This window comes from Pseudomonas putida (assembly GCF_009883635.2).
Lineage (GTDB): Bacteria > Pseudomonadota > Gammaproteobacteria > Pseudomonadales > Pseudomonadaceae > Aquipseudomonas > Aquipseudomonas putida_W.
The window spans coordinates 2,190,055-2,212,762 of the sequence record NZ_CP026115.2 but is presented as its reverse complement, the minus strand read 5'-3'; the positions used below and the strand labels follow the sequence as shown (position 1 = coordinate 2,212,762).

19 protein-coding genes and 1 pseudogene are annotated in these 22,708 nt (G+C 63.1%); 14 read left to right on the top strand and 6 right to left on the bottom strand.

Annotated elements, in window-relative coordinates:
* Positions 1–321: 321 nt before the first annotated feature.
* Together thiI and typA are read left to right on the top strand one after the other, a co-directional pair.
* Entirely contained in the window at positions 322–1,776 is a 1,455-nt protein-coding gene (gene thiI, locus C2H86_RS10105; protein ID WP_159412442.1) for a tRNA uracil 4-sulfurtransferase ThiI, read from the top strand.
* Between the two features lie 128 nt (positions 1,777–1,904).
* The gene (gene typA, locus C2H86_RS10100) at positions 1,905–3,725 is read left to right on the top strand and encodes a translational GTPase TypA (protein ID WP_027921032.1); all 1,821 of its coding nucleotides are present in this window, start codon (positions 1,905–1,907) and stop codon (positions 3,723–3,725) included.
* Positions 3,726–3,796: 71 nt separating this feature from the next.
* Here the strand turns inward: typA and C2H86_RS10095 are convergent, their stop codons facing one another.
* From C2H86_RS10095 to C2H86_RS10085, 3 genes are all read right to left on the bottom strand, one after another.
* The gene (locus C2H86_RS10095; protein WP_159412441.1) at positions 3,797–4,057 is read right to left on the bottom strand and encodes a DUF3077 domain-containing protein; all 261 of its coding nucleotides are present in this window, start codon (positions 4,055–4,057) and stop codon (positions 3,797–3,799) included.
* Between the two features lie 62 nt (positions 4,058–4,119).
* Positions 4,120–4,401 (bottom strand): hypothetical protein, encoded by a 282-nt coding sequence (locus C2H86_RS10090; RefSeq protein ID WP_159412440.1) that lies wholly within the window; start codon positions 4,399–4,401, stop codon positions 4,120–4,122.
* Between the two features lie 487 nt (positions 4,402–4,888).
* On the bottom strand, positions 4,889–5,293 hold the full coding sequence (locus C2H86_RS10085) for a YkgJ family cysteine cluster protein (protein ID WP_003249225.1): 405 nt from the start codon (positions 5,291–5,293) through the stop codon (positions 4,889–4,891).
* Between the two features lie 185 nt (positions 5,294–5,478).
* On the opposite strand from C2H86_RS10085, the gene C2H86_RS10080 reads away from it, so the two are divergent.
* The 3 genes from C2H86_RS10080 to C2H86_RS10070 all read left to right on the top strand — a co-directional run bounded on the left by C2H86_RS10080 (position 5,479) and on the right by C2H86_RS10070 (position 9,686).
* Complete coding sequence (locus C2H86_RS10080) at positions 5,479–7,929, top strand: glycogen/starch/alpha-glucan phosphorylase (protein ID WP_159412439.1); 2,451 nt, start codon at positions 5,479–5,481, stop codon at positions 7,927–7,929.
* A 146-nt stretch (positions 7,930–8,075) separates the two neighbouring features.
* Positions 8,076–9,086, top strand: coding sequence for a class 1 fructose-bisphosphatase (locus C2H86_RS10075; RefSeq protein ID WP_103446028.1), 1,011 nt, complete (start codon positions 8,076–8,078; stop codon positions 9,084–9,086).
* A 3-nt stretch (positions 9,087–9,089) separates the two neighbouring features.
* Positions 9,090–9,686, top strand: coding sequence for a DUF924 family protein (locus tag C2H86_RS10070; protein WP_159412438.1), 597 nt, complete (start codon positions 9,090–9,092; stop codon positions 9,684–9,686).
* Between the two features lie 116 nt (positions 9,687–9,802).
* Here the strand turns inward: C2H86_RS10070 and C2H86_RS28685 are convergent, their stop codons facing one another.
* Positions 9,803–10,528 (bottom strand): methyl-accepting chemotaxis protein, encoded by a 726-nt coding sequence (locus C2H86_RS28685; protein WP_374755353.1) that lies wholly within the window; start codon positions 10,526–10,528, stop codon positions 9,803–9,805.
* Between the two features lie 177 nt (positions 10,529–10,705).
* Positions 10,706–11,695, bottom strand: a pseudogene (locus tag C2H86_RS28680) (cache domain-containing protein); the annotation flags it as partial.
* 224 nt (positions 11,696–11,919) lie between these two features.
* Here C2H86_RS28680 and bamE point away from each other — a divergent pair.
* Together bamE and C2H86_RS10055 are read left to right on the top strand one after the other, a co-directional pair.
* The gene (gene bamE, locus C2H86_RS10060; RefSeq protein WP_027921036.1) at positions 11,920–12,174 is read left to right on the top strand and encodes an outer membrane protein assembly factor BamE domain-containing protein; all 255 of its coding nucleotides are present in this window, start codon (positions 11,920–11,922) and stop codon (positions 12,172–12,174) included.
* Complete coding sequence (locus C2H86_RS10055; RefSeq protein ID WP_159412436.1) at positions 12,171–12,743, top strand: lipocalin family protein; 573 nt, start codon at positions 12,171–12,173, stop codon at positions 12,741–12,743. The genes bamE and C2H86_RS10055 overlap by 4 nt, the downstream gene beginning before the upstream one ends.
* A gap of 34 nt (positions 12,744–12,777) precedes the next feature.
* Here C2H86_RS10055 and C2H86_RS10050 read toward each other — a convergent pair whose 3' ends face one another.
* Complete coding sequence (locus C2H86_RS10050; RefSeq protein WP_159412435.1) at positions 12,778–14,142, bottom strand: formimidoylglutamate deiminase; 1,365 nt, start codon at positions 14,140–14,142, stop codon at positions 12,778–12,780.
* A gap of 145 nt (positions 14,143–14,287) precedes the next feature.
* Here C2H86_RS10050 and hutC point away from each other — a divergent pair, with 145 nt between their 5' ends.
* From hutC to hutG, 7 genes are all read left to right on the top strand, one after another.
* Positions 14,288–14,998 (top strand): histidine utilization repressor, encoded by a 711-nt coding sequence (gene hutC, locus C2H86_RS10045; RefSeq protein WP_178083372.1) that lies wholly within the window; start codon positions 14,288–14,290, stop codon positions 14,996–14,998.
* A complete protein-coding gene (locus C2H86_RS10040; protein ID WP_159412434.1) occupies positions 14,995–15,564 on the top strand; it encodes a HutD/Ves family protein in 570 nt (189 codons plus the stop codon). Before hutC ends, C2H86_RS10040 begins: the two co-directional genes overlap by 4 nt.
* Positions 15,565–15,794: 230 nt before the next feature.
* Complete coding sequence (gene hutU, locus C2H86_RS10035; protein WP_051099534.1) at positions 15,795–17,468, top strand: urocanate hydratase; 1,674 nt, start codon at positions 15,795–15,797, stop codon at positions 17,466–17,468.
* 70 nt (positions 17,469–17,538) lie between these two features.
* Positions 17,539–19,071, top strand: a complete 1,533-nt coding sequence (gene hutH, locus C2H86_RS10030; protein ID WP_159412433.1) for a histidine ammonia-lyase — start codon at positions 17,539–17,541, stop codon at positions 19,069–19,071.
* Positions 19,072–19,237: 166 nt separating this feature from the next.
* Entirely contained in the window at positions 19,238–20,629 is a 1,392-nt protein-coding gene (locus C2H86_RS10025) for an amino acid permease (protein WP_159412432.1), read from the top strand.
* A 15-nt stretch (positions 20,630–20,644) separates the two neighbouring features.
* Positions 20,645–21,850, top strand: coding sequence for an imidazolonepropionase (gene hutI / locus C2H86_RS10020; RefSeq protein WP_159412431.1), 1,206 nt, complete (start codon positions 20,645–20,647; stop codon positions 21,848–21,850).
* Between the two features lie 10 nt (positions 21,851–21,860).
* Positions 21,861–22,664, top strand: coding sequence for an N-formylglutamate deformylase (gene hutG / locus C2H86_RS10015; RefSeq protein ID WP_159412430.1), 804 nt, complete (start codon positions 21,861–21,863; stop codon positions 22,662–22,664).
* Positions 22,665–22,708: the final 44 nt, after the last annotated feature.

Below are 22,708 nucleotides of genomic sequence, written 5' to 3'. Positions count from 1 at the left end.
GGGTGGCTGCGGACAAAAGTGCACCATTAGGAGGCGGGAATTCAGGGTGACGCACCAAATGAGTGCGCAGCTCGAATGCTGTGCTTTCTTTGAGGGCCCTTTCGCGGGTAAACCCGCTCCCACAGGGACCGCACAGCGCTGGAAACTTGTGTGGTCCCTGTGGGAGCGGGTTTACCCGCGAAAGGGCCGGAACAGGCGGCTCAAAAAACCGTCCCTGCATTTATCTGAAAGCTTCTGATCAAAAGTTGGTCAAATCCTGAGCAATTTCCGCTATAATTCGCGCCCCTCATTTTCGGCAGGCCCTGCGCGCGCTGTTAACCAATGAAACTTATCGTCAAAGTCTTCCCAGAAATCACCATCAAGAGCCGGCCGGTGCGCAAGCGCTTCATCCGCCAGCTCGGCAAGAACATCCGTAACGTGCTCAAGGATCTCGATCCTGAGCTCGCGGTCGATGGTGTCTGGGACAATCTCGAGGTGGTCACCCGCGTCGAGGACGAGAAGGTCCAGCGCGAGATGATCGAGCGCCTCACCTGCACCCCGGGTATTACCCACTTCCTGCAGGTCGAGGAATACCCGCTGGGCGACTTCGACGACATCGTCGCCAAGTGCAAGCACCACTTCGGCCACCTGCTGGCCGGCAAGCGCTTCTCGGTGCGCTGCAAGCGCGGCGGGCATCACGACTTCACCTCGATGGACGTCGACCGCTACGTCGGCAGCCAGCTGCGCCAGCAGTGCGGCGCCGCCGGCATCGACCTGAAGACGCCTGAAGTCGTGGTGCGCATGGAGATCCGCGACCAGCGCCTGTATGTGATCCACAACCAGCACAACGGCATCGGCGGCTACCCGCTGGGTGCCCTGGAGCAGACCCTGGTGCTGATGTCCGGTGGTTTCGACTCCACCGTGGCGGCCTACCAGATGATGCGCCGCGGCCTGATGACCCACTTCTGCTTCTTCAACCTTGGTGGCCGTGCCCACGAGCTGGGCGTGATGGAAGTGGCCCACTACCTGTGGAAAAAGTACGGCAGCAGCCAGCGCGTGCTGTTCATCAGCGTGCCGTTCGAAGAAGTGGTCGGCGAGATCCTCAACAAGGTCGATAACAGCTACATGGGCGTGACCCTCAAGCGCATGATGCTGCGCGGTGCCGCACACATGGCTGACCGCCTGCAGATCGACGCGCTGGTTACCGGCGAGGCGATCTCCCAGGTCTCCAGCCAGACCCTGCCGAACCTGTCGATCATCGACTCGGCCACCGACAAGCTGGTACTGCGCCCGTTGCTGGCCAGCCACAAGCAGGACATCATCGACCAGGCTACCGAGATCGGCACCGCCGACTTCGCCAAGCACATGCCGGAATACTGCGGCGTGATCTCGGTGAACCCGACCACCCATGCCAAGCGTCACCGCATGGAGCACGAAGAAAAGCAGTTCGACATGGCCGTGCTGGAGCGCGCCCTGGAGCGTGCCAAGTTCATCTCCATCGACCATGTGATCGACGAGCTGGGCAAGGACATCGAAGTCGAGGAAGTGGCCGAGGCGCTGCCAGGCCAGATCGTCATCGACATTCGTCACCCCGATGCCCAGGAAGACGAACCACTGGCGCTGGAAGGTATCGAAGTCCAGGCCATGCCGTTCTATGCGATCAACAGCAAGTTCAAGCATCTGGACCCTACGCGCCAGTACTTGCTGTATTGCGACAAAGGTGTGATGAGCCGTTTGCACGCACACCACCTGCTCAGTGAGGGACATGCCAATGTGCGTGTTTATCGTCCGACATAAGACGCCAGGGCTGTATGGCGGCAGCATCCGCCATCGCCCTCCCGACCATCGGGCCCGCTGAGCCTAAAAGCGTACATATTCGCCGCCTACACTAGGTGGCAACCGAATCCTCTGATCGAGATACAGTTGTGATCGAAAATCTGCGTAACATCGCCATCATCGCCCACGTTGACCATGGTAAAACCACCCTGGTCGACAAACTCCTGCGTCAGTCCGGCACTCTGGAGCGTAACGAGCTCAACGACGAGCGCGTCATGGACTCCAACGACCAGGAAAAAGAGCGCGGTATTACCATTCTGGCGAAAAACACCGCCATCAACTGGAACGGCTACCACATCAACATCGTCGACACCCCCGGCCACGCCGACTTCGGTGGCGAGGTTGAGCGTGTAATGTCGATGGTCGACTCCGTGCTGCTGCTGGTCGACGCCCAGGACGGCCCGATGCCGCAAACCCGCTTCGTGACCAAGAAGGCTTTCGAAGCTGGCCTCAAGCCGATCGTCGTGATCAACAAGGTCGACCGTCCGGGCGCGCGTCCTGACTGGGTTCTGGACCAGATCTTCGACCTGTTCGACAACCTCGGTGCCACCGACGAACAGCTGGACTTCAAAGTCGTCTACGCCTCGGCCCTGAACGGCATTGCCGGTCTGGACCACACCGCCATGGGCGAAGACATGACCGCCCTGTACCAGTCGATCGTCGACAACGTACCGGCGCCGGACGTTGACCGTGACGGTTCGTTCCAGATGCAGATCTCCGCGCTGGACTACAACAGCTTCCTCGGTGTTATCGGCGTTGGCCGTATCGCCCGTGGCCGCGTCAAGCCGAACACCCCGGTTGTCGCCATCGACACCAACGGCAAGAAGCGTAACGGTCGTATCCTGAAGCTGATGGGCCACCACGGCCTGCACCGCGTCGACGTCGAAGAAGCCCAGGCTGGCGACATCGTCTGCATCAGCGGTTTCGACGAGCTGTTCATCTCCGACACCCTGTGCGCCCCGGACGCGGTAGAGGCGATGAAGCCGCTGACCGTTGACGAGCCGACCGTTTCGATGACCTTCCAGGTCAACGACTCGCCGTTCTGCGGTAAGGAAGGCAAGTTCGTCACCAGCCGTAACATCAAGGACCGTCTGGACAAGGAGCTGCTGTACAACGTTGCTCTGCGCGTTCAGGAAACCGATTCCCCTGACAAGTTCAAGGTATCGGGCCGTGGTGAGCTGCACCTGTCCGTTCTGATCGAAACCATGCGCCGTGAAGGCTTCGAGATGGCCGTAGGCCGTCCTGAAGTGATCATCCGCGAAGTCGACGGCGTGAAGCAGGAACCGTTCGAGAACGTCACCATCGACATCCCTGAAGAATCCCAGGGCAAGGTCATGGAAGAGATGGGCCTGCGTAAAGGCGACCTGACCAACATGGTGCCGGATGGCAAGGGCCGTGTGCGTCTGGAGTACAACATTCCAGCCCGTGGTCTGATCGGTTTCCGTAACCAGTTCCTGACCCTGACCAACGGTGCAGGCATCCTGACCTCGATCTTCGATCGCTACGACACCATGAAGTCGGGCCAGATGTCCGGCCGTCTGAACGGTGTTCTGGTTTCGGTCGAAACCGGCAAGGCACTGACCTACTCGCTGGAAACCCTGCAGGCTCGCGGCAAGCTGTTCGTCGAGCACGGCCAGGAGATCTACAACGGTCAGATCATCGGCCTGAACAGCCGTGACAACGACCTGGGCGTGAACCCGACCAAAGGCAAGAAGCTCGACAACATGCGTGCTTCGGGCAAAGACGAAGTCATCGCCCTGGTACCGCCAGTTCGCCACACCCTGGAACAGGCTCTGGAATTCATCCAGGACGACGAGCTGTGCGAAGTGACGCCTAAGTCGATCCGTCTGCGCAAGAAGATCCTGGACGAAGGCGAGCGTACCCGCGCTGCCAAGAAAGCCAAGAACTGAGTTAGCTCAGGCTGAATGAAAACGCCCCCGGTCGAAAGGCCGGGGGCGTTTTTGTTTGTCTGGGGGAATGCTTAGCGAGTGGTGCCCAGTTCGGCGTCGTCCAGTAGTGCCTTGGCCAAGGCGCTGAGGTAGTGCGCGGCCCAGATCAGTTGCGGGTCGTTGTCCATGACCGCGTTCAGGGTCAGGTCGCGTACGCAGCCCAGCAGTTCGGAGGCTTGGTCGCGGGCGTCCTGGCAGGGGATGCCAGCGCAGATCTGGAACAGGGGCTGCTTGTGCTCTTCGCCTTGGAAAAAGCAGGTTTTGCCGGGGGTGGTCGGGTTGTGTTCGGTCATTGGTTCCTCTCCCTGAATCTTTGGTGTGGATGGCACCAGCTCTGCCCGCGAAGCGGCGAACATCAATGCGTGCTGCCGGTACGTTCCAAGGCGAGCGACAAGGCATCCGCTTGCCCCCAGGCCAGCTGCATGGCCCGCAAACCATTCACCAGCGTCTCCCGCGTGTGGTCATCCTCGATGTTGTCGAGGGCGCAGTGGCTGTGGTTGTAGGCGATCATCAGGTAGTGGGTGATGTTGACCACGACGTGGTCGAGAGGGACGAGATTTTCGCAGATGGCGTGGGTGAGGGTCGTGCCGTCTGGGAGGTCGAAGTGGTGGGGTGGGTCGGGGACGATCTTTTTCATGGCTGGCTCTCATGTCATTTACCGCACCCGCTCGTTTCCACACGAAAGGGCGGCGGTTGTACACGGAGTGGAAAACCAGGCATGAGAACCCCGGCAGGCCTTGCGGCCTTCCGCGTACAACCGCCATAACGACAGTCGCAGTTCTCATGAATTGCCGGGTTTCCACACCCGATCGCTGAACCATTCAGCGACTTGGACAGCCTAGGGGGACAGGTTTCCAGTAACAATCAGACGCGAGTCGACAGGGTTTGTAGGGTATTTCGCAGGGGGTGAGATCGCTAGATCGGATTTGTAGGAAATGTCTGTGGATTGTGTGGGAATGGTTGCTGCGGTGGGCCTGTCTTGAGGTTGCGGGTGGGCCACCATGGGTCCGCCTCGATATTTTCAGCGCCTATGAAATCGAGCGCCGCGCGGGCGGCGCTCGATATCCGCCACAACATCACAACCAAGGCATGCGCTTGGTGGCCATCACCCAATCAAAAGGCGATCACCGCCCAACCACCTTCGGCTTATAAGCACAATACCCCGGCCGCGGCCCGACCTTGGGGTGGTTGCGGCAGGTATCCGGCCGCTTGTCATAAATGGTGCACAGCCGGCTCTTGCGATCCAGGTACATGCAATCATCGTTGCTCATCCGGGTCAGGGTGAAAATCCCCGACTTCTGGTTGAAGCGCTCGATGATGCCTTCCTTCTGCAAACGCTTGGCCACGTTCTTCGGCGGTTCGTCTTTTTCGAACTCGTCGACCACGCCGATGCGGATCAGATCCTTGATCTTCACCTCCACCGGCAGGGTGCAACAGGTCGAATGGCAGCCATGGCACATGTTGCTGGTGTAGCGCTGCCAGGTCTCCAGGCGGTCGACTTCGGCCGCGGCGATCAGGGTCGTTTTCATCGTTATGGGGGTGAATCACGGTCTTGGGGCGCGCGATCATACCGGAATTGTTCAATTTATGAACAACCTTTTGACCGAATGCGCAAACGTTCATGAAAACCGCGAACACTGGCTGTCGCTCTTGGTCGAAGCGTCTAGGCTCAACAGTCTCCCTCCGCTTTCGTCAACTTGCCCGAGGATGCCGCATGTCCCAGGAACCTAAAGCACGTGACGCCGAAGTCGCGGATTTTCGCGCTGCTGTACTGGATAAGCTGACCTACGCGGTCGGCAAGGACCCAGAGCATGCCTTCGACCACGACTGGTTCGAAGCCATCGCCCTGGCCGCGCGCGATCACATGGTCGACCACTGGATGGACCACACCCGCCGCGCCTATCGACGCAGTCAGAAGCGGGTCTACTACCTTTCCCTGGAATTTCTCATCGGTCGCCTGCTGTACGACAGCCTGAGCAACCTCGGCTTGCTGGATATCGCCCGGGATGCCCTCGACGGCCTGAACGTCGATCTGGAGCGCATTCGCCTGCTGGAGCCTGATGCCGCCTTGGGCAATGGTGGCCTTGGCCGCCTGGCGGCTTGCTTCATGGAGAGCATGTCGACCTTGGGCATCGCTGCCCATGGCTACGGCATCCGTTACGAACATGGCCTGTTCCGCCAGGCTGTGGTCGATGGGTGGCAGCAGGAACAGACCGAGAACTGGCTGGACTTCGGCAACCCCTGGGAGTTCGAGCGTGCCGAGGTGATCTACCCGATCAGTTTCGGTGGCAGTGTCGAAACCGTGCACGATACCCACGGCCAGCAACGCCAGGTTTGGTCGCCGGGCGAGACGGTGCGGGCGGTAGCCTACGATACGCCCGTGGTTGGCTGGCGCGGCGCCAGCGTCAATACCTTGCGCCTGTGGCGGGCGCGGGCACTGGAAGAGCTGCACCTGGAGCGCTTCAATGCCGGTGACCACCTGGGTGCCGTCGCCGAAGTGGCGCGGGCCGAGAGCATCTCGCGGGTGCTGTATCCGGCCGATAGCACCGAGGCCGGCCAGGAGCTGCGCCTTCGCCAGGAGTACTTCTTTGTTTCGGCGTCGCTGCAGGATCTGCTGCGCCGGCATCTGAACATGCACCAGAATCTGCTCAACCTGCCGGATGCCGCCGCCATACAGCTCAATGACACGCACCCGTCAATCGCCGTGGCCGAGCTGATGCGGCTATTGGTCGACCAGCATGAAATTCCCTGGGACAAGGCCTGGGAACTGACGGTCGGCACGCTGGCCTACACCAACCACACCCTGCTGCCCGAGGCCCTGGAAACCTGGCCGGTGGCACTGATGGAGCGCATGTTGCCGCGGCACATGCAGATCATCTACCTGATCAACGCCTACCATATCGACAGCCTGCGGGCCAAAGGCCTGCACGACTTCGATGTGCTGCGCGCGGTATCGCTGATCGAAGAGGACAACGGCCGTCGGGTGCGCATGGGCAACCTGGCATTCCTGGGTTCGCACAGCGTCAATGGTGTGTCGGCGCTGCACAGCAAACTGATGAAAAGCACCGTGTTCGCCGAGCTGCACAAGCTCTACCCGCAGCGCATCAACAACAAGACCAACGGCATCACCTTCCGCCGCTGGCTGTACCAGTCCAATCCGCAGTTGACCGAGATGCTGGTCGAGGCGCTCGGGCCGGAGCTCAAGGACGACCCCGAGGGGCGTCTGGCCGGGCTGGTGCCGTTCGCCGACAAAGCCAGCTTCCGCAAGCAGTTCGCCGCCCAACGCTTGCACAGCAAGCGTGCCCTGGCCAGCATCATCCAGGACCGGATTGGCGTCACGGTAAATCCCGAGGCGCTGTTCGACGTGCAGGTCAAGCGCATCCATGAGTACAAGCGCCAACTGCTCAACCTGCTGCACACCGTGGCGCTGTACCAGGCCATGCGCAACGATCCCGGTACCAACTGGGTGCCACGTGTGAAGATCTTCGCCGGCAAGGCTGCCGCCAGTTACCACCAGGCCAAGCTGATCATCAAACTGGCCAACGACATCGCCCGGGTGGTCAACAACGACCCGACCGTGCGCGGCCTGCTCAAGGTGGTGTTCCTGCCCAACTACAACGTCAGCCTGGCAGAGAGCATCATCCCGGCGGCGGACCTTTCGGAGCAGATCTCCACGGCTGGCTACGAGGCGTCGGGTACCAGCAACATGAAATTCGGCCTCAACGGCGCGCTGACCATCGGTACGCTCGACGGTGCCAACGTCGAGATGTGCGAGCAGGTGGGTGCGGACAACATGTTCATCTTCGGCCTGACCGCGCAGCAGGTGGAGGCGCGGCGCAAGGCGGGGGACTTCGGTGCGAATGCGGCGATTGCCGCGTCCAGCCGATTGGGCGATGTGCTGCAGGCGATTCGCAGCGGGGTGTTCTCGCCGGACGATCCGTCACGCTATGCGGGGCTGATCGATGGGCTGGTGGGCTATGACCGTTTCCTGGTGTGCGCCGACTTCGATGCCTACTGGGATGCCCAGCGGCGGGTCGAGGAGCTGTGGCACACACCGCAGGAATGGTGGCGCATGGCAGTACTGAACACGGCGCGGATGGGATGGTTCTCCTCGGACCGCACCATTCGTGAGTACGCCACCGAGATCTGGAAGGCTCTGGATTGAATCGAGGGGCCGCACAGCGGCCCCAGCCGACCATTGGCCGGGCCCTTGCTGAACTCAAGGCCGGAAGTCGAGTCTCTTTGCTCGCTAGGCTGCAACTCTCCCTGTAAACTGCGGGGGTTTTCTCCCCCTATCCTTCGGAGCCATACATGTCCCGCGTTACCCTGAGTCGCTATCTGATTGAGCAGACCCGCAGCAACAATACCCCTGCCGATCTGCGCTTCCTGATCGAAGTGGTGGCGCGTGCGTGCAAGGAAATCAGCCATCACGTGTCCAAAGGCGCCCTTGGCGGTGTGCTGGGCAGCATGGGCACTGAAAACGTGCAGGGCGAAGTCCAGAAGAAACTGGACGTGATCTCCAACGACATCCTGCTCGAAGCCAACGAATGGGGCGGTCACCTGGCCGGCATGGCGTCCGAGGAAATGGACAATGCCTACCAGATCCCGGGCAAGTACCCGAAAGGCGCCTACCTGCTGGTCTTCGACCCACTGGACGGTTCGTCCAACATCGACGTCAACGTGTCGGTCGGCACCATCTTCTCGGTACTGCGTTGCCCTAACGAGTACCTGAGCCAGAACGAAACCCTGAACGAAAACGCCTTCCTGCAGCCAGGCACCCAGCAGGTCGCTGCCGGCTACGCCATCTATGGCCCGCAGACCATGCTGATCCTGACCCTGGGCAACGGCGTCAAGGGCTTCACCCTGGACCGCGAACTGGGCAGCTTCGTCCTGACCCACGAGAACATCCGCGTGCCGGAAAGCACTGCCGAGTTCGCCATCAACATGTCCAACCAGCGTCACTGGGAAGCGCCGGTGCAGCGCTACGTGGGCGAACTGCTGGCTGGTGAGACCGGCCCGCTGAAGAAGAACTACAATATGCGCTGGATCGCCTCGATGGTGGCCGACGTGCACCGTATCCTGACCCGTGGCGGTCTGTTCATGTACCCGCGCGATGCCCGCGACCCAAGCAAGCCGGGCAAGCTGCGCCTGATGTACGAAGCCAACCCGATGTCGTTCATCATTGAACAGGCCGGCGGCGTATCCACCGATGGTTACCAGCGCATCCTCGACATCAAGCCGGAGGGCCTGCACCAGCGCGTGTCGGTGATCCTCGGCTCGAAGGAAGAGGTCGAGCGCGTCACCGCCTATCACAAGGAGTAAGTCATGCTCGCACCTTGGCAGCCGTTGCTGGAGTGGTGGTTCGGTTGGGGTACCAGTCCCCAGGCCGTGGCTGACGAGAAGAGCACGCTGTGGTTCGGCAAGCATCACGATGCCGAAGCCCAGGCGTTGTTTGGCGACCTGGTCGAGGACGCCCTGGCAGGTGGGCTCGACGAGTGGCAGCAGAGCCCGCAGGGTTGGCTCGGTTTGCTGATCCTGCTGGACCAGCTGCCGCGCATGATCTACCGCGACACGCCGCGTGCCTTTGAAGGCGACCGGCGGGCGCAGGTGGTGGCCATGCAGGGCCTGCAGAAGAACTGGGATTACCAGTTGCTGCCGATCCAGCGGGTGTTCGTGCTGCTGGTGCTGGAACATGCCGAGGTGCTGGACTGGCAGAACCTGTGCGTCGAGCGTTACCAGGTGCTGCTGGAAGAGCAGCCCGAGGATCACCGGCGTTTGTTCGAAGGTTTCCTCGATTACGCCGAGCAGCATCAGCGGGTGATTGCCCGCTTCGGGCGCTTCCCGCATCGCAACCTGGTGCTGGGGCGACCGAGTACCGGTGAAGAGATGGACTTTTTGCTGGAGCCTGGGTCCAGGTTCTAGTGCCAGTGGGGCTGCTTTGCAGCCCATCGCGACCTGCGGTCGCTCCTACGAGGGAACGCGATCCCACGTAGGAGCGACCGCAGGTCGCGATGGGCCGCACAGCGGCCCCAGCGGTTTCAGATCCTGAAACTGCCTACCAGATGTTTCAACCGCTCGACCTGATGCTCAAGGTCGGTGCAGGCACGCAAGGTGCTCTGCAGGTTCTGCACCCCTTCCTGATTCAACGTATTGATCTCGGTGATGTCGACATTGATCGACTCGACCACGGCCGTCTGCTCTTCGGTGGCGGTGGCCACCGACTGGTTCATGCCGTCGATCTCGCCAATGCGCTGGGTCACGCTGCCCAGGCGCTCGCCGGCCTGGTTGGCAATCCCCACACTGTGGTCGCTGTGCTGGCGGCTCTGGTTCATGGTGCTGACCGCCACTTGCGCGCCGGCCTGCAGCTCCTCGATCAGGCGCTGCACCTGCTGTGCCGACTCCTGGGTGCGGTGGGCCAGGTTGCGCACCTCGTCGGCCACCACGGCAAAGCCACGCCCGGCCTCGCCGGCACGGGCCGCTTCGATCGCGGCGTTGAGCGCCAGCAGGTTGGTCTGCTGGGAAATACCGCTGATCACATCGAGGATCTGGCCGATGTTGGCGGTGTGGGCATTGAGCGTCTCGATGTTGCCGCACGAGTCGCTGATCCGCGCCGACAACTGGTTCATCACATCGATGGTGCGCCCGACCACTTGCTGGCCATCCTCGGCAAGGCCACGCGCTTCGCTGGAATGTTGCGAGGCCAGCGCGGCGTTCTGGGCGATTTCCTGGGCGGCGGCGCCCAGCTCGTTGATGGCTGCCGCCACGCTGCTGGTACGGCTGGACTGCTGGTCGGCATTGTTGATCGAGGCATTCGAAGCGGTCACCACCTGGGCGGCCACGGCGTTGACCTGGCCGGTGGCCGAGGCCACTTCGCGGATCGACTCGTGAATACGCTCGACAAAGCGGTTGAACGATTGGCCAAGGCTGCCGAATTCATCCTGGGCGTGGATGGTCAGGCGTCGGGTCAGGTCGCCTTCGCCTTCGGCGATGTCGTGCATGGCACGGCCCATCAGGTGCAGTGGCTCCATCAGCACGCGAATTAGCAGGCCGAGCAGGGCGATGATGGCAACTACCGCGATGAAGGTGGCGATGATGGCGGAGGTGCGCAGCTCACCCAGCATGGCGAACGCTGCGTCCTGGTCGAGTACCAGGGCCACGTACCAGTCCGCCGACGGCACACCGTCGACGCGGGTGAAGCTGATGAACTGCTTGTGGCCATCGACTTCGACTTCCTTCAGGCCGCTGCCGATACGCGGCGTGTCCTGCGGGTAGATGTCGGCCAGGGTTTTCAGGGCCAGGTCGGCTTTGGGGTGGATGAGGATCTTGCCTTCGCCGTTGACGATGAAGGCATGGCCCTGGCCGTCGAAGTTCAGGGCGTTGATCAGGTTGCTGATGGTCTGCAGGTCGGTGTCGACGCCGCTGACGCCGATCAGCCGGCCCGCTTGCTGCACGGGGGTGGCCAGGGTGATCACCAGCTTGCCGGCCGAGGCCGAGATGTACGGCTCTGTGACAATGGTTTGGCCGCTGGCGCTGGCCGCCTTGTACCAGCCCCGCACCCGCGGGTCGTAGTCGGCGGGGCGGTTACCCACCGGTACCGACTGCATGCTACCGTCCTGGCCGCCGAAGTAGGTGAGCTGGAAGTTCTTGCCGTACACCGGCAAGGCCAGGCTGCGGTCCAGGCTGGCTTTGCCTGGCCCATCGACGGCAACTTGCTGGGCCAGTGAGTCGAGCAACTGGATACGGCTGTCGAGCCAGTTGCGGATGTTACCGGCGGTGAGGTTGCCCAGGTCCTGCAGGTTGGTCTGCGTGTCGCTGCGCAGGGACTGGCGTTGTCGGTAGTCGTTGAACAGCACGAAACAGGTAAAGGCAACGGCCACCACGAGGGCGGCGGCCAGCAGGATCTTGTGGCTGAACTTGAGGTTCTTGGTCATTTTTCTGGTCTGCACAAGGCAAGGCATAGGAGGGCGCTGTGGCAATGCGCCACAGCGTGCTCGCTGTGTCGTCGCGGCGCGGCAAAACATTAATCGTTTGCGCAGGTCCAGCCGACCAACGGCGTACGACTAAAGCGGTGTCGCCAGGGAACCAGGGAGGGTTTTTCCCGTCGAAGATCACTGCAGGCCACTCGCCTGTGTCTATTTTCCAGGAGTGTCCCTTCATGTCGTTGCGTTCCCTCGCCCTGTTGTCCTTGTGCGTCGTCCTGACTGCGTGCAGCAAGATCAATCAGGAAAACTATTCCAAGCTCAAGGCCGGCATGAACAAGGCCGAGGTCGAGCAACTGCTCGGCACGCCCACCGAGTGCTCTGGCGCGCTGGGCATGAGCAGCTGTACCTGGGGGGACGAGAAGAGCTTCATCAGCGTGCAATACGCGGCCGACAAGGTACTGATCTACTCCGGGCAGGGCCTCAAATGAGGCGTCTGCACGTACTGCTGGGGCTGTGCCTGGTCATGCTGCTGGGGGGCTGTGCCACCTCCGCCACGGACCCGCTGGCGCCGAAGACCGCCGGTAATGTCGACCTCAAGCGCTATCAGGGCAAGTGGTACGAGTTGGCGCGCCTGCCGATGAAGTACCAGGCCGAGTGCGCACAGTCCGAAGCGCATTACAACCTCAAGCCCGATGGCTCGTACGGCGTGCTCAACCGCTGCCGCACGGTGGGGGATGAATGGCTGCGCGCCGAGGGGCACGCCAACATCCAGGAGCCGGGGCATACCGACAGGCTGTGGGTGGAGTTCGACAACTGGTTTACCCGCCTGGTACCGGGCGTGGCCAAAGGCGAGTACTGGATACTGTACGTGGACGACCACTACCGCACGGCGATCGTCGGCAGCCCGGACCGCAAGTACCTGTGGATCCTGTCGCGCACGCCGACACTGCCGGTGTGGGAGCGCGAGAGCCTGATGTCCAAGGCCCGCCAGCAGGGCTATGACACCAGCCGCTTGATCTGGCGTACGCCGGACAAGCAGATCGTGCAGATGCATTGATAAGACGGGGGCCGCTTTAGCGGCCCCTCTGCATTCAGCCCAGTAGCGCTCGCAACACGGCGGCAAACGCCTGCCGGCTTTCCTCTTCATGGGCGTGCTGCCCTTGGCGCACTACCCATTTGCCATTGACCATCACATCCCGCACCTGACGGTCGCCGCCCGCGAACAGCCAGCGGTTGAGAATGCCGTCACCCTCGGCCATGGCGATATACGGGTCCTGCCCATCCAGCACCAGCCAGTCGGCCCGCTTGCCTACTGTCAGCTCGCCGACGGCTTGCCCCAGCGCCTGCGCCCCGCCGACCAGTGCGGCGTCATACAGCGTGCGCCCGACCATTGGCTGGTCGCCACGGTACAGCCGGTTACGCCGCTGATCCCGCAGGCGCTGGCCATATTCCAGCCAGCGCAGCTCCTCGACCACGCTCAGCGACACATGGCTGTCCGAACCAATGCCCATGCGCCCGCCCTGGGCCAGGAAATCCACCGCCGGGAAGATGCCGTCGCCCAGGTTAGCTTCGGTGGTCAGGCACAGCCCGGCCACTGCGCCACTGCGCGCCATGGCCGTGACTTCGTCGGCTTCGGCGTGGGTGGCGTGCACCAGGCACCAGCGGCGGTCCACTTCGACATGTTCGTACAGCCATTGCAGCGGCCGCAGCCCGCTCCAGGCCAGGCAGTCGTCGACTTCCTTCTGCTGTTCGGCGATGTGGATATGAATCGGGCAGTGTTGATTGCCGGCCGCCAGCACCTCGGCGATCTGACCGGGCGTGACTGCGCGCAGCGAGTGGAAGCACAGGCCCAGCTGCTGCGCGGGTTGTGCCGCCAGCACTGGCGCCAGCTGCGCCTGCAGTTGCAGGTACTGTTCGGTGGAGTTGATGAAGCGCCGTTGCCCTTCGTTCGGTGCCTGGCCGCCGAAACCGGCATGGCTGTACAGCACCGGCAGCAAGGTCAGGCCGATGCCGCTGCTGGCCGCAGCTGCACTGATGCGTCGAGACAGCTCGGCGGGGTCGGCGTAGGCCTTGCCCGCCTGGTCATGGTGCACGTAGTGGAATTCTGCCACCGAGGTGTAGCCGGCCTTGAGCATCTCGATATACAGCTGGCGGGCAATGACCTGCAGCTGCTCCGGGGTGATCTTGCCGACCAGCCGATACATCAGTTCACGCCAGGTCCAGAAGCTGTCATTGGGATTGCCCGCGACTTCCGCCAGCCCCGCCATGGCCCGCTGGAACGCGTGCGAGTGCAGGTTGGGCATGCCTGGCAGCAGCGGCCCGGCCAGGCGTTCGGCGCCGTCGGCCGAGGCGTCGGCTTCGATCCGGCTAAGCAAGCCATCACTGGAGACTTCGAAGCGGACGTTACTGGCCCAGCCCGTGGGCAGCAGGGCGCGTTCGGCAAAATAGGCGGACATCGGCAAAAATCCTGTTATTGTTTAACTTGTATATACATATACAGGCGTTTGCCTGCCGGGTAAACTGCGGCAAGCTACCGCTCATTCCATTGCCTAAGGACTCAACGCCGTGCCGACACCTCCTGTCTCCGCGCTGGTTGCCCAGATGGGCGAGGGCCCGGCGCCGCTGTATGCCCGGGTCAAGCAGATGATCATCCAGCAGATCGAAAACGGCAGCTGGCCACCGCATCACCGGGTGCCTTCGGAAAGCGAACTGGTCAGCGAGCTGGGCTTCAGCCGCATGACCATTAACCGCGCCTTGCGTGAACTCACCGCTGAAGGCCTGCTGGTGCGGATGCAGGGCGTGGGTACCTTCGTCGCCGAGCCCAAGTCCCGTTCGGCGTTGTTCGAGGTCAACAACATCGCCGACGAGATCGCCGGCCGTGGCCACCAGCATAGCTGCCAGGTGATCAAGCTGGCCGAGGAGGCCGCCGGTTCCGAGCGCGCCCTGGCCCTGGACATGCGTGAAGGGCAGCGGGTGTTCCACTCGTTGATCGTGCATTACGAGAATGGCGTGCCGGTGCAGATCGAAGACCGCTACGTCAACGCGGCGATTGCCCCCGAGTACCTCAAGCAGGACTTCACCCGGCAGACGCCTTATGCCTATTTGTCCCAGGTCGCGCCGCTGACCGAGGGCGAGCACGTGGTCGAGGCAATTCTTGCCGAGCCCGAAGAGTGCCGCCTGCTGCAGATCGAGCGCGGCGAGCCCTGCCTGCTGATCCGCCGTCGTACCTGGTCTGGCCGTCAGCCCGTGACGGCGGCGCGACTGATCCACCCTGGTTCCCGTCACCGCCTTGAAGGACGTTTCAGTAAATGACCCAGTTGCAGTTGCTGCGTGCGCAGGACTACCCGCGCATGCCTTGGAAGAACGGTGGCGGTTTCACCGAAGAGATCACCCGCGACAACGGCGAGGGGCTCGATGGCTTCGGCTGGCGCCTGTCGATCGCCGATATCGAGGAGTCGGGCGGGTTTTCCGTGTTCGCTGGCTACCAGCGGATCATCACCGTTCTTCAGGGCGACGGCATGCGTTTACTGGTCGACGACCAGGCCAGCCGGCCGTTGCTGCCGTTCGATGCCTTCGCCTTCAGTGGCGAGAGCCAGGTCAGCTGCAAACTGCTGGGTGGGGCGATCCGCGACTTCAACCTGATTTATGCGCCGCAGCGTTATCGGGCGCGGTTGCAGTGGTTTGACGGCTCCAGCCGGCTGTACAGCTCGGCGTCTACGGTGTTGCTGTTTGCTGCGAGCAATCAGGTTGAAGTGGCGATGGCTGGGGAATCGCACACGCTGGGTCTTTACGACTGCCTGCGGCTGGAGGGTAACGACGGGTTGCTGGGGCTGGATGTTCAAGGGCGGTTCTGCCTGATCGAACTCATTTCAAATTGAAATAGCTGGGGCTGCTGCGCAGCCCTTCGCGGGGCAAGCCCGCTCCTACAGGCCTGCGCAATACCTGTAGGAGCGGGCTTGCCCCGCGAAGGGCCGCACAGCGGCCCCTTCATGAATTCGGAGGAGTGGTCCGATAAATTTGGTTGTCCATGCTTGTACATACAAGTAAAGATGTGTTTGTATATTGACCACGACACAACTGCCCGCGGACAACCGCCGAGGACCTTCCCGTGACCGACAACAACAAATACCGTGACGTTGAAATCCGTGCCCCACGTGGCAACAAGCTGACCGCCAAGAGCTGGCTGACCGAAGCGCCACTGCGCATGCTGATGAACAACCTCGACCCGCAGGTCGCGGAAAACCCCAAAGAGCTGGTGGTGTATGGCGGCATCGGCCGCGCCGCGCGCAACTGGGCCTGCTACGACAAGATCGTCGAGACCCTCACCCGCCTGGAAGACGACGAAACCCTGCTGGTGCAGTCGGGCAAGCCGGTCGGCGTGTTCAAGACCCACAGCAACGCCCCGCGCGTACTGATCGCCAACTCCAACCTGGTGCCGCACTGGGCCAACTGGGAACACTTCAACGAACTGGACGCCAAGGGCCTGGCCATGTACGGCCAGATGACCGCCGGCAGCTGGATCTACATCGGCAGCCAGGGCATCGTCCAGGGCACCTACGAAACCTTCGTCGAAGCCGGCCGCCAGCACTACGGTGGCAGCCTGAAAGGCAAGTGGGTACTGACCGCCGGCCTCGGCGGCATGGGCGGCGCCCAGCCACTGGCGGCAACCCTGGCCGGCGCCTGCTCGCTGAACATCGAGTGCCAGCAGAGCCGCATCGACTTCCGCCTGGAAACCCGCTACGTCGACGAACAGGCCACTGACCTCGACGACGCCCTGGCACGCATTGCCAAGTACACCGCCGAAGGCAAGGCAATCTCCATCGCCCTGCACGGCAACGCCGCCGAAATCCTGCCAGAGCTGGTCAAGCGTGGCGTACGCCCGGACATGGTCACCGACCAGACCAGCGCCCACGACCCACTGAACGGCTACCTGCCAGCCGGCTGGACCTGGGAACAGTACCGCGACCGCGCGCAGACCGAGCCGGCTGCAGTGGTCAAGGCCGCCAAACAGTCGATGGCCGTGCACGTACAGGCCATGCTCGACTTCCAGAAGCAGGGTATCCCGACCTTCGACTACGGCAACAACATTCGCCAGATGGCCAAGGAAGAGGGCGTGGCCAACGCCTTCGATTTCCCAGGCTTCGTCCCGGCCTACATCCGCCCGCTGTTCTGCCGAGGCATCGGCCCGTTCCGCTGGGCGGCGCTGTCCGGTGATGCCGAAGACATCTACAAGACCGACGCCAAGGTCAAGGAACTGATCCCGGACGACGCCCACCTGCACCGCTGGCTGGACATGGCCCGCGAGCGCATCAGCTTCCAGGGCCTGCCGGCCCGTATCTGCTGGGTTGGCCTGGGCCTGCGCGCCAAGCTGGGCCTGGCCTTCAACGAAATGGTCCGCAGCGGCGAACTGTCGGCGCCGGTGGTGATCGGCCGTGACCACCTGGACTCAGGTTCGGTGTCCAGCCCCAACCGCGAAACCGAAGCCATGCGCGACGGCTCCGACGCCGTTTCCGACTGGCCACTGCTCAACGCCCTGCTCAACACCGCAGGCGGCGCCACCTGGGTTTCGCTGCACCACGGCGGCGGCGTGGGCATGGGCTTCTCCCAGCACTCGGGCATGGTCATCGTCTGCGACGGTACCGACGAAGCCGCCGAGCGTATCGCTCGCGTGCTGACCAACGACCCAGGGACCGGCGTGATGCGCCACGCCGATGCCGGTTACGACATCGCCATCGACTGCGCCAAAGAGCAGGGCCTTGACCTGCCAATGATCACGGGCTGATCGCTGCGCTTTGAGTGATACTGAACAATAAGAGGGGCCTGCGGGCCCCTGACAGAATTGGAGTAGCGAAGTGACCGTACTGACCCTCAAGCCCGGCACCCTGACCCTGGCCCAGCTGCGCGCCATCCACGCCGCGCCCGTGCGCCTGCAACTGGACGCCAGTGCCGGCCCAGCCATCGACGCCAGCGTCGCCTGTGTCGAGCAGATCATTGCCGAAGACCGTACTGCCTACGGCATCAACACCGGTTTTGGCCTGCTGGCTTCGACCCGCATCGCCAGCCACGACCTCGAGAACCTGCAGCGCTCGCTGGTGCTGTCCCACGCTGCCGGTATTGGTGCGCCGCTCGACGACGCCCTGGTGCGGCTGATCATGGTCCTCAAGATCAACAGCCTCAGCCGTGGTTTCTCCGGTATCCGCCGCAAGGTCATCGATGCGCTGATCGCCCTGGTCAATGCCGAGGTCTACCCGCACATTCCGCTCAAGGGCTCGGTCGGCGCTTCCGGCGACCTGGCACCGCTGGCGCACATGTCGCTGGTGCTGTTGGGCGAAGGCAAGGCCCGTCACCAGGGCCAGTGGCTGTCGGCTACCGAAGCCCTGGCGGTCGCCGGCCTCGAGCCGCTGACCCTGGCTGCCAAGGAGGGCCTGGCCCTGCTCAACGGCACCCAGGCTTCCACCGCCTACGCCCTGCGTGGCCTGTTCCAGGCGGAAGACCTGTATGCCGCCGCCATCGCCTGCGGTGGCCTGAGCGTCGAAGCGGCACTGGGTTCGCGTTCGCCGTTCGATGCACGTGTTCACGAAGTGCGTGGTCAGCGTGGCCAGATCGATACCGCTGCCTGCTTCCGCGACCTGCTGGGTGACTCCAGCGAAGTGTCGCTGTCGCACAAGAACTGCGACAAGGTCCAGGACCCGTACTCGCTGCGTTGCCAGCCACAGGTGATGGGCGCCTGCCTGACCCAGATCCGCCAGGCCGCCGAAGTGCTGGGCATCGAAGCCAACGCCGTGTCGGACAACCCGTTGGTGTTCGCCGCCGAAGGCGACGTGATTTCCGGTGGCAACTTCCACGCCGAGCCGGTGGCCATGGCCGCCGACAACATCGCCCTGGCGATCGCCGAAATCGGTTCGCTGAGCGAACGCCGCATCTCGCTGATGATGGACAAGCACATGTCCCAGCTGCCGCCGTTCCTGGTGGAAAACGGCGGGGTCAACTCTGGCTTCATGATCGCCCAGGTCACCGCAGCCGCCCTGGCCAGCGAGAACAAAGCCTTGTCGCACCCGCACAGTGTCGATAGCCTGCCGACCTCGGCCAACCAGGAAGACCACGTGTCGATGGCCCCGGCTGCTGGCAAGCGCCTGTGGGAAATGGCCGAGAACACCCGTGGCGTGCTGGCCATCGAATGGCTGGGTGCGTGTCAGGGGCTGGACCTGCGCAAAGGCCTGAAGACTTCGGCCAAGCTGGAGCAGGCGCGTCAGGCGCTGCGTCGTGAAGTGCCGCACTACGACCGTGACCGCTTCTTCGCACCGGACATCGAGGCAGCCGTCGAGCTGCTGGCCAAGGGCAGCCTGACCGGGCTGCTGCCTGCTGGTGTCCTGCCTAGCCTGTGATGCCCCCGGGGCCGCTATGCGGCCCATTCGCGGGACAAGTCGGATCGCCGCACCGCCGCTCCTGCAGAGGCAACGCTCTCCTGTAGGAGCGGGCTTGTCCCGCGAAAAGGGCTGCAAAGCAGCCCCCATCGACCTCACGACCACAAAAACAATTTAAGGACGTGACATGCAACAAGCTCAAGGTCTCAAGCGCGGGCTAACGGCCCGCCACATCCGTTTCATGGCCCTTGGTTCCGCCATCGGCACCGGCCTGTTCTACGGCTCCGCTTCGGCCATCCAGATGGCCGGCCCGGCTGTGCTGCTGGCGTACCTGATCGGCGGCGCTGCGGTGTTCATGGTCATGCGCGCCCTCGGCGAGATGGCCGTGCACAACCCGGTGGCCGGCTCCTTCGGCCACTACGCCACCACCTACCTCGGCCCCATGGCCGGCTTCATCCTCGGCTGGACCTACGCCTTCGAGATGGTCATCGTGGCCATCGCCGACATCACTGCCTTCGGTATCTACATGGGCTTCTGGTTCCCGGAAGTGGCCCGCTGGATCTGGGTACTGGGCATCGTCTTCGTGATCGGCGGCCTCAACCTGTGCAACGTCAAGGTGTTCGGCGAAATGGAGTTCTGGTTGTCGCTGCTCAAGGTCGGCGCCATCGTGGCGATGATCCTGGCCGGCCTTGGCATCATGGCCTTCGGTTTCAGCCAGGTGAGCGGCGAGCATGCCGTGGGCCTCGGCAACCTGATCGAGCATGGCGGTTTCATGCCCAATGGCATCGGCGGCCTGATCGCATCGTTCGCCGTGGTGATGTTTGCCTTTGGTGGCATCGAGATCATCGGCGTCACCGCAGGTGAAGCCAAGGACCCACAGCGCGTCATCCCCAAGGCGATCAACGCCGTGCCGCTGCGCATCCTGCTGTTCTACGTGCTGACCCTGTTCGTGCTGATGTGCCTGTACCCATGGCCGCAGATCGGCAGCGAAGGCAGCCCGTTCGTGCAGATCTTCAGCCATCTGGGCATTGGCTCCGCCGCCGCCGTGCTGAACATCGTGGTGATCTCGGCCGCCATCTCGGCGATCAACAGCGACATCTTCGGCGCCGGCCGCATGATGTACGGTCTGGCGCAGCAAGGCCATGCACCGCGCAGCTTCGGCAAACTGTCGAAACACGGCGTGCCATGGATGACCGTGGTAGTGATGGGTGCGGCGCTGCTGGTCGGCGTGCTGCTTAACTACCTGATCCCGGAAAACGTGTTCCTGCTGATCGCTTCCATCGCCACCTTCGCGACCGTGTGGGTGTGGTTGATGATCCTGGTCACCCAGGTGGCCATGCGCCGCAGCATGAGCCCTGAAGAAGCGGCCCAGCTGAAGTTCCCGGTACCGTTCTGGCCTTACGGCCCGGCGATGGCCATTGCCTTCATGGTGTTCATTTTCGGTGTGCTCGGTTACTTCCCGGATACCCAGGCGGCCTTGCTGGTCGGCGTGGTCTGGGTGGTGTTCCTGGTGGCGTCCTACCTGCTGTGGTGCAAGCCGCGCGCAGGCAAGCACGTGCCGGTCGAGATGCACCGCTAGTCAAGGAGATTGCACATGAGAACCCTCTGGCAGCACTGCCACGCGGCCACCCTGGCCGAGGGCCGCTACTCGATCATCGAGGACGCGGCCATCGTCACCAGCGCCGGGCTGATCGAATGGATCGGCCCCCGCGCCGAGCTGCAGCCGTTCGATGTCGACCGCACGGTGGACCTGGGCGGCGCCTGGGTCACCCCAGGGCTGATCGATTGCCACACCCATGCAGTATTCGGCGGCAACCGTAGTGGCGAGTTCGAACAGCGCCTGCAGGGCGTGAGCTATGCCGAGATCGCCGCCCAGGGCGGCGGTATCGCCAGCACCGTGCGGGCCACCCGCGCGGCCAGCGAGGACGAACTGTTCGCCAGTGCGCGTCAGCGGGTTCAGGCGTTGATGCGCGATGGCGTTACCACCATCGAGGTCAAGTCCGGCTACGGCCTTGACCTGGCCAACGAGCGCAAGATGCTGCGCGTGGCCCGTCGCCTGGCCGACGAGCTGCCATTGGCCGTGCGCGCTACCTGCCTGGCCGCCCATGCCTTGCCGCCGGAGTACGCCGGCCGTTCTGACGACTACATCGTCCACATCTGCGACGAAATGCTGCCCGCCCTGGCGGCCGAAGGTCTGGTGGATGCGGTGGACGCCTTCTGCGAACACCTGGCGTTTTCGCCGGCACAGGTCGAAAAGGTGTTCATCAAGGCACATGAACTGGGCCTGCCGGTGAAGCTGCATGCCGAGCAGCTGTCGTCGCTGCACGGCTCCAGCCTGGCAGCGCGCTACCAGGCGTTGTCGGCCGACCACCTGGAGTTCATGACCGAGGAAGATGCCATCGCCATGGCCGCCGCCGGCACGGTTGCCGTGCTGCTGCCGGGCGCTTTCTACTTCCTGCGCGAAACCCAGTTGCCGCCGATGGACGCCCTGCGTCGCCATGGTGTGAAGATTGCCCTGGCCAGTGACCTCAACCCGGGCACCTCGCCTGGGTTGTCGCTGCGCCTGATGCTGAACATGGGCTGCACGCTGTTCCGCATGACCCCGGAAGAAGCCCTGGCCGGGGTCACGCTGCATGCCGCCACGGCACTTGGCCTGGGGGACAGCCACGGTTCCCTGGAGGTCGGCAAGGTCGCCGACTTCGTCGCCTGGCAGATCGCCCGTCCCGCCGACCTGGCCTACTGGCTGGGCGGTGACCTGCCCAAGCGCGTGGTGCGCAAGGGCCACGAAATTTCCAACTGAGCGAGGCACGATGGACAAGGTACTGAGTTTTCACCAAGGCCGCCTGCCGCTGCTGATCAGCATGCCCCATGCCGGCCTGCGGCTGAGCGACGCCGTGCGCGACGGCCTGGTCGACCAGGCGCGCAGCCTGCCGGACACTGATTGGCACATTCCACGGTTGTACGACTTTGCCCGCGAGATGGGCGCCAGTGTCGTGGCGGCGGAGTATTCGCGCTTCGTCATCGACCTGAACCGCCCGGATGACGACAAACCGTTGTATGCCGGTGCGACTACCGGCTTGTACCCAGGCACGTTGTTCGAGGGCGAGCCGCTGTTCAAGGATGGCCTGGAGCCGACCGGCGAGCAGCGCAAGCAATACCTGGAGCAGATCTGGCGCCCTTACCACGATACGATCCGCAGCGAGCTGGACCGCTTGCGCGAGCAGTTTGGTTACGCATTGCTGTGGGACGCCCATTCGATCCGGTCACTGATCCCGCACCTGTTCGACGGCAAGTTGCCGGACTTCAACCTGGGCACTTTCAATGGTGCCAGTTGCGATCCGGCACTGGCCGAGCGCCTGCAAGGCGTATGTGCCAACGCGCCAGGCTACAGCCATGTGCTCAATGGCCGCTTCAAGGGCGGGCATATCACCCGGCATTATGGTGACCCGGTTAACCACATCCATGCGGTGCAACTGGAGCTGGCGCAGAGCACCTACATGGAAGAGGCCGAGCCTTTCGCCTACCGCGAAGACTTGGCGCAGCCCACCCAGCAGGTGCTGCAACAGCTGTTGCAGGCACTGCTGGCATGGGGCAAAGAGCGATATGGGCGGTAATTTCCGCCTGTGAAAGTGGCGACGCGATGCAGGCCATGCGCGTC

Excerpts from the sequence above, each read along its gene's own strand:
- thiI (WP_159412442.1), top strand. The coding sequence starts at position 322 with ATGAAACTTATCGTCAAAGTCTTCCCAGAAATCACCATCAAGAGCCGG.
- C2H86_RS10095 (WP_159412441.1), bottom strand. The coding sequence starts at position 4,057 with ATGACCGAACACAACCCGACCACCCCCGGCAAAACCTGCTTTTTCCAA.
- C2H86_RS10090 (WP_159412440.1), bottom strand. The coding sequence starts at position 4,401 with ATGAAAAAGATCGTCCCCGACCCACCCCACCACTTCGACCTCCCAGAC.
- C2H86_RS10085 (WP_003249225.1), bottom strand. The coding sequence starts at position 5,293 with ATGAAAACGACCCTGATCGCCGCGGCCGAAGTCGACCGCCTGGAGACC.
- C2H86_RS10080 (WP_159412439.1), top strand. The coding sequence starts at position 5,479 with ATGTCCCAGGAACCTAAAGCACGTGACGCCGAAGTCGCGGATTTTCGC.
- C2H86_RS10075 (WP_103446028.1), top strand. The coding sequence starts at position 8,076 with ATGTCCCGCGTTACCCTGAGTCGCTATCTGATTGAGCAGACCCGCAGC.
- C2H86_RS10070 (WP_159412438.1), top strand. The coding sequence starts at position 9,090 with ATGCTCGCACCTTGGCAGCCGTTGCTGGAGTGGTGGTTCGGTTGGGGT.
- bamE (WP_027921036.1), top strand. The coding sequence starts at position 11,920 with ATGTCGTTGCGTTCCCTCGCCCTGTTGTCCTTGTGCGTCGTCCTGACT.
- C2H86_RS10055 (WP_159412436.1), top strand. The coding sequence starts at position 12,171 with ATGAGGCGTCTGCACGTACTGCTGGGGCTGTGCCTGGTCATGCTGCTG.
- C2H86_RS10050 (WP_159412435.1), bottom strand. The coding sequence starts at position 14,142 with ATGTCCGCCTATTTTGCCGAACGCGCCCTGCTGCCCACGGGCTGGGCC.
- hutC (WP_178083372.1), top strand. The coding sequence starts at position 14,288 with ATGGGCGAGGGCCCGGCGCCGCTGTATGCCCGGGTCAAGCAGATGATC.
- C2H86_RS10040 (WP_159412434.1), top strand. The coding sequence starts at position 14,995 with ATGACCCAGTTGCAGTTGCTGCGTGCGCAGGACTACCCGCGCATGCCT.
- C2H86_RS10025 (WP_159412432.1), top strand. The coding sequence starts at position 19,238 with ATGCAACAAGCTCAAGGTCTCAAGCGCGGGCTAACGGCCCGCCACATC.
- hutI (WP_159412431.1), top strand. The coding sequence starts at position 20,645 with ATGAGAACCCTCTGGCAGCACTGCCACGCGGCCACCCTGGCCGAGGGC.
- hutG (WP_159412430.1), top strand. The coding sequence starts at position 21,861 with ATGGACAAGGTACTGAGTTTTCACCAAGGCCGCCTGCCGCTGCTGATC.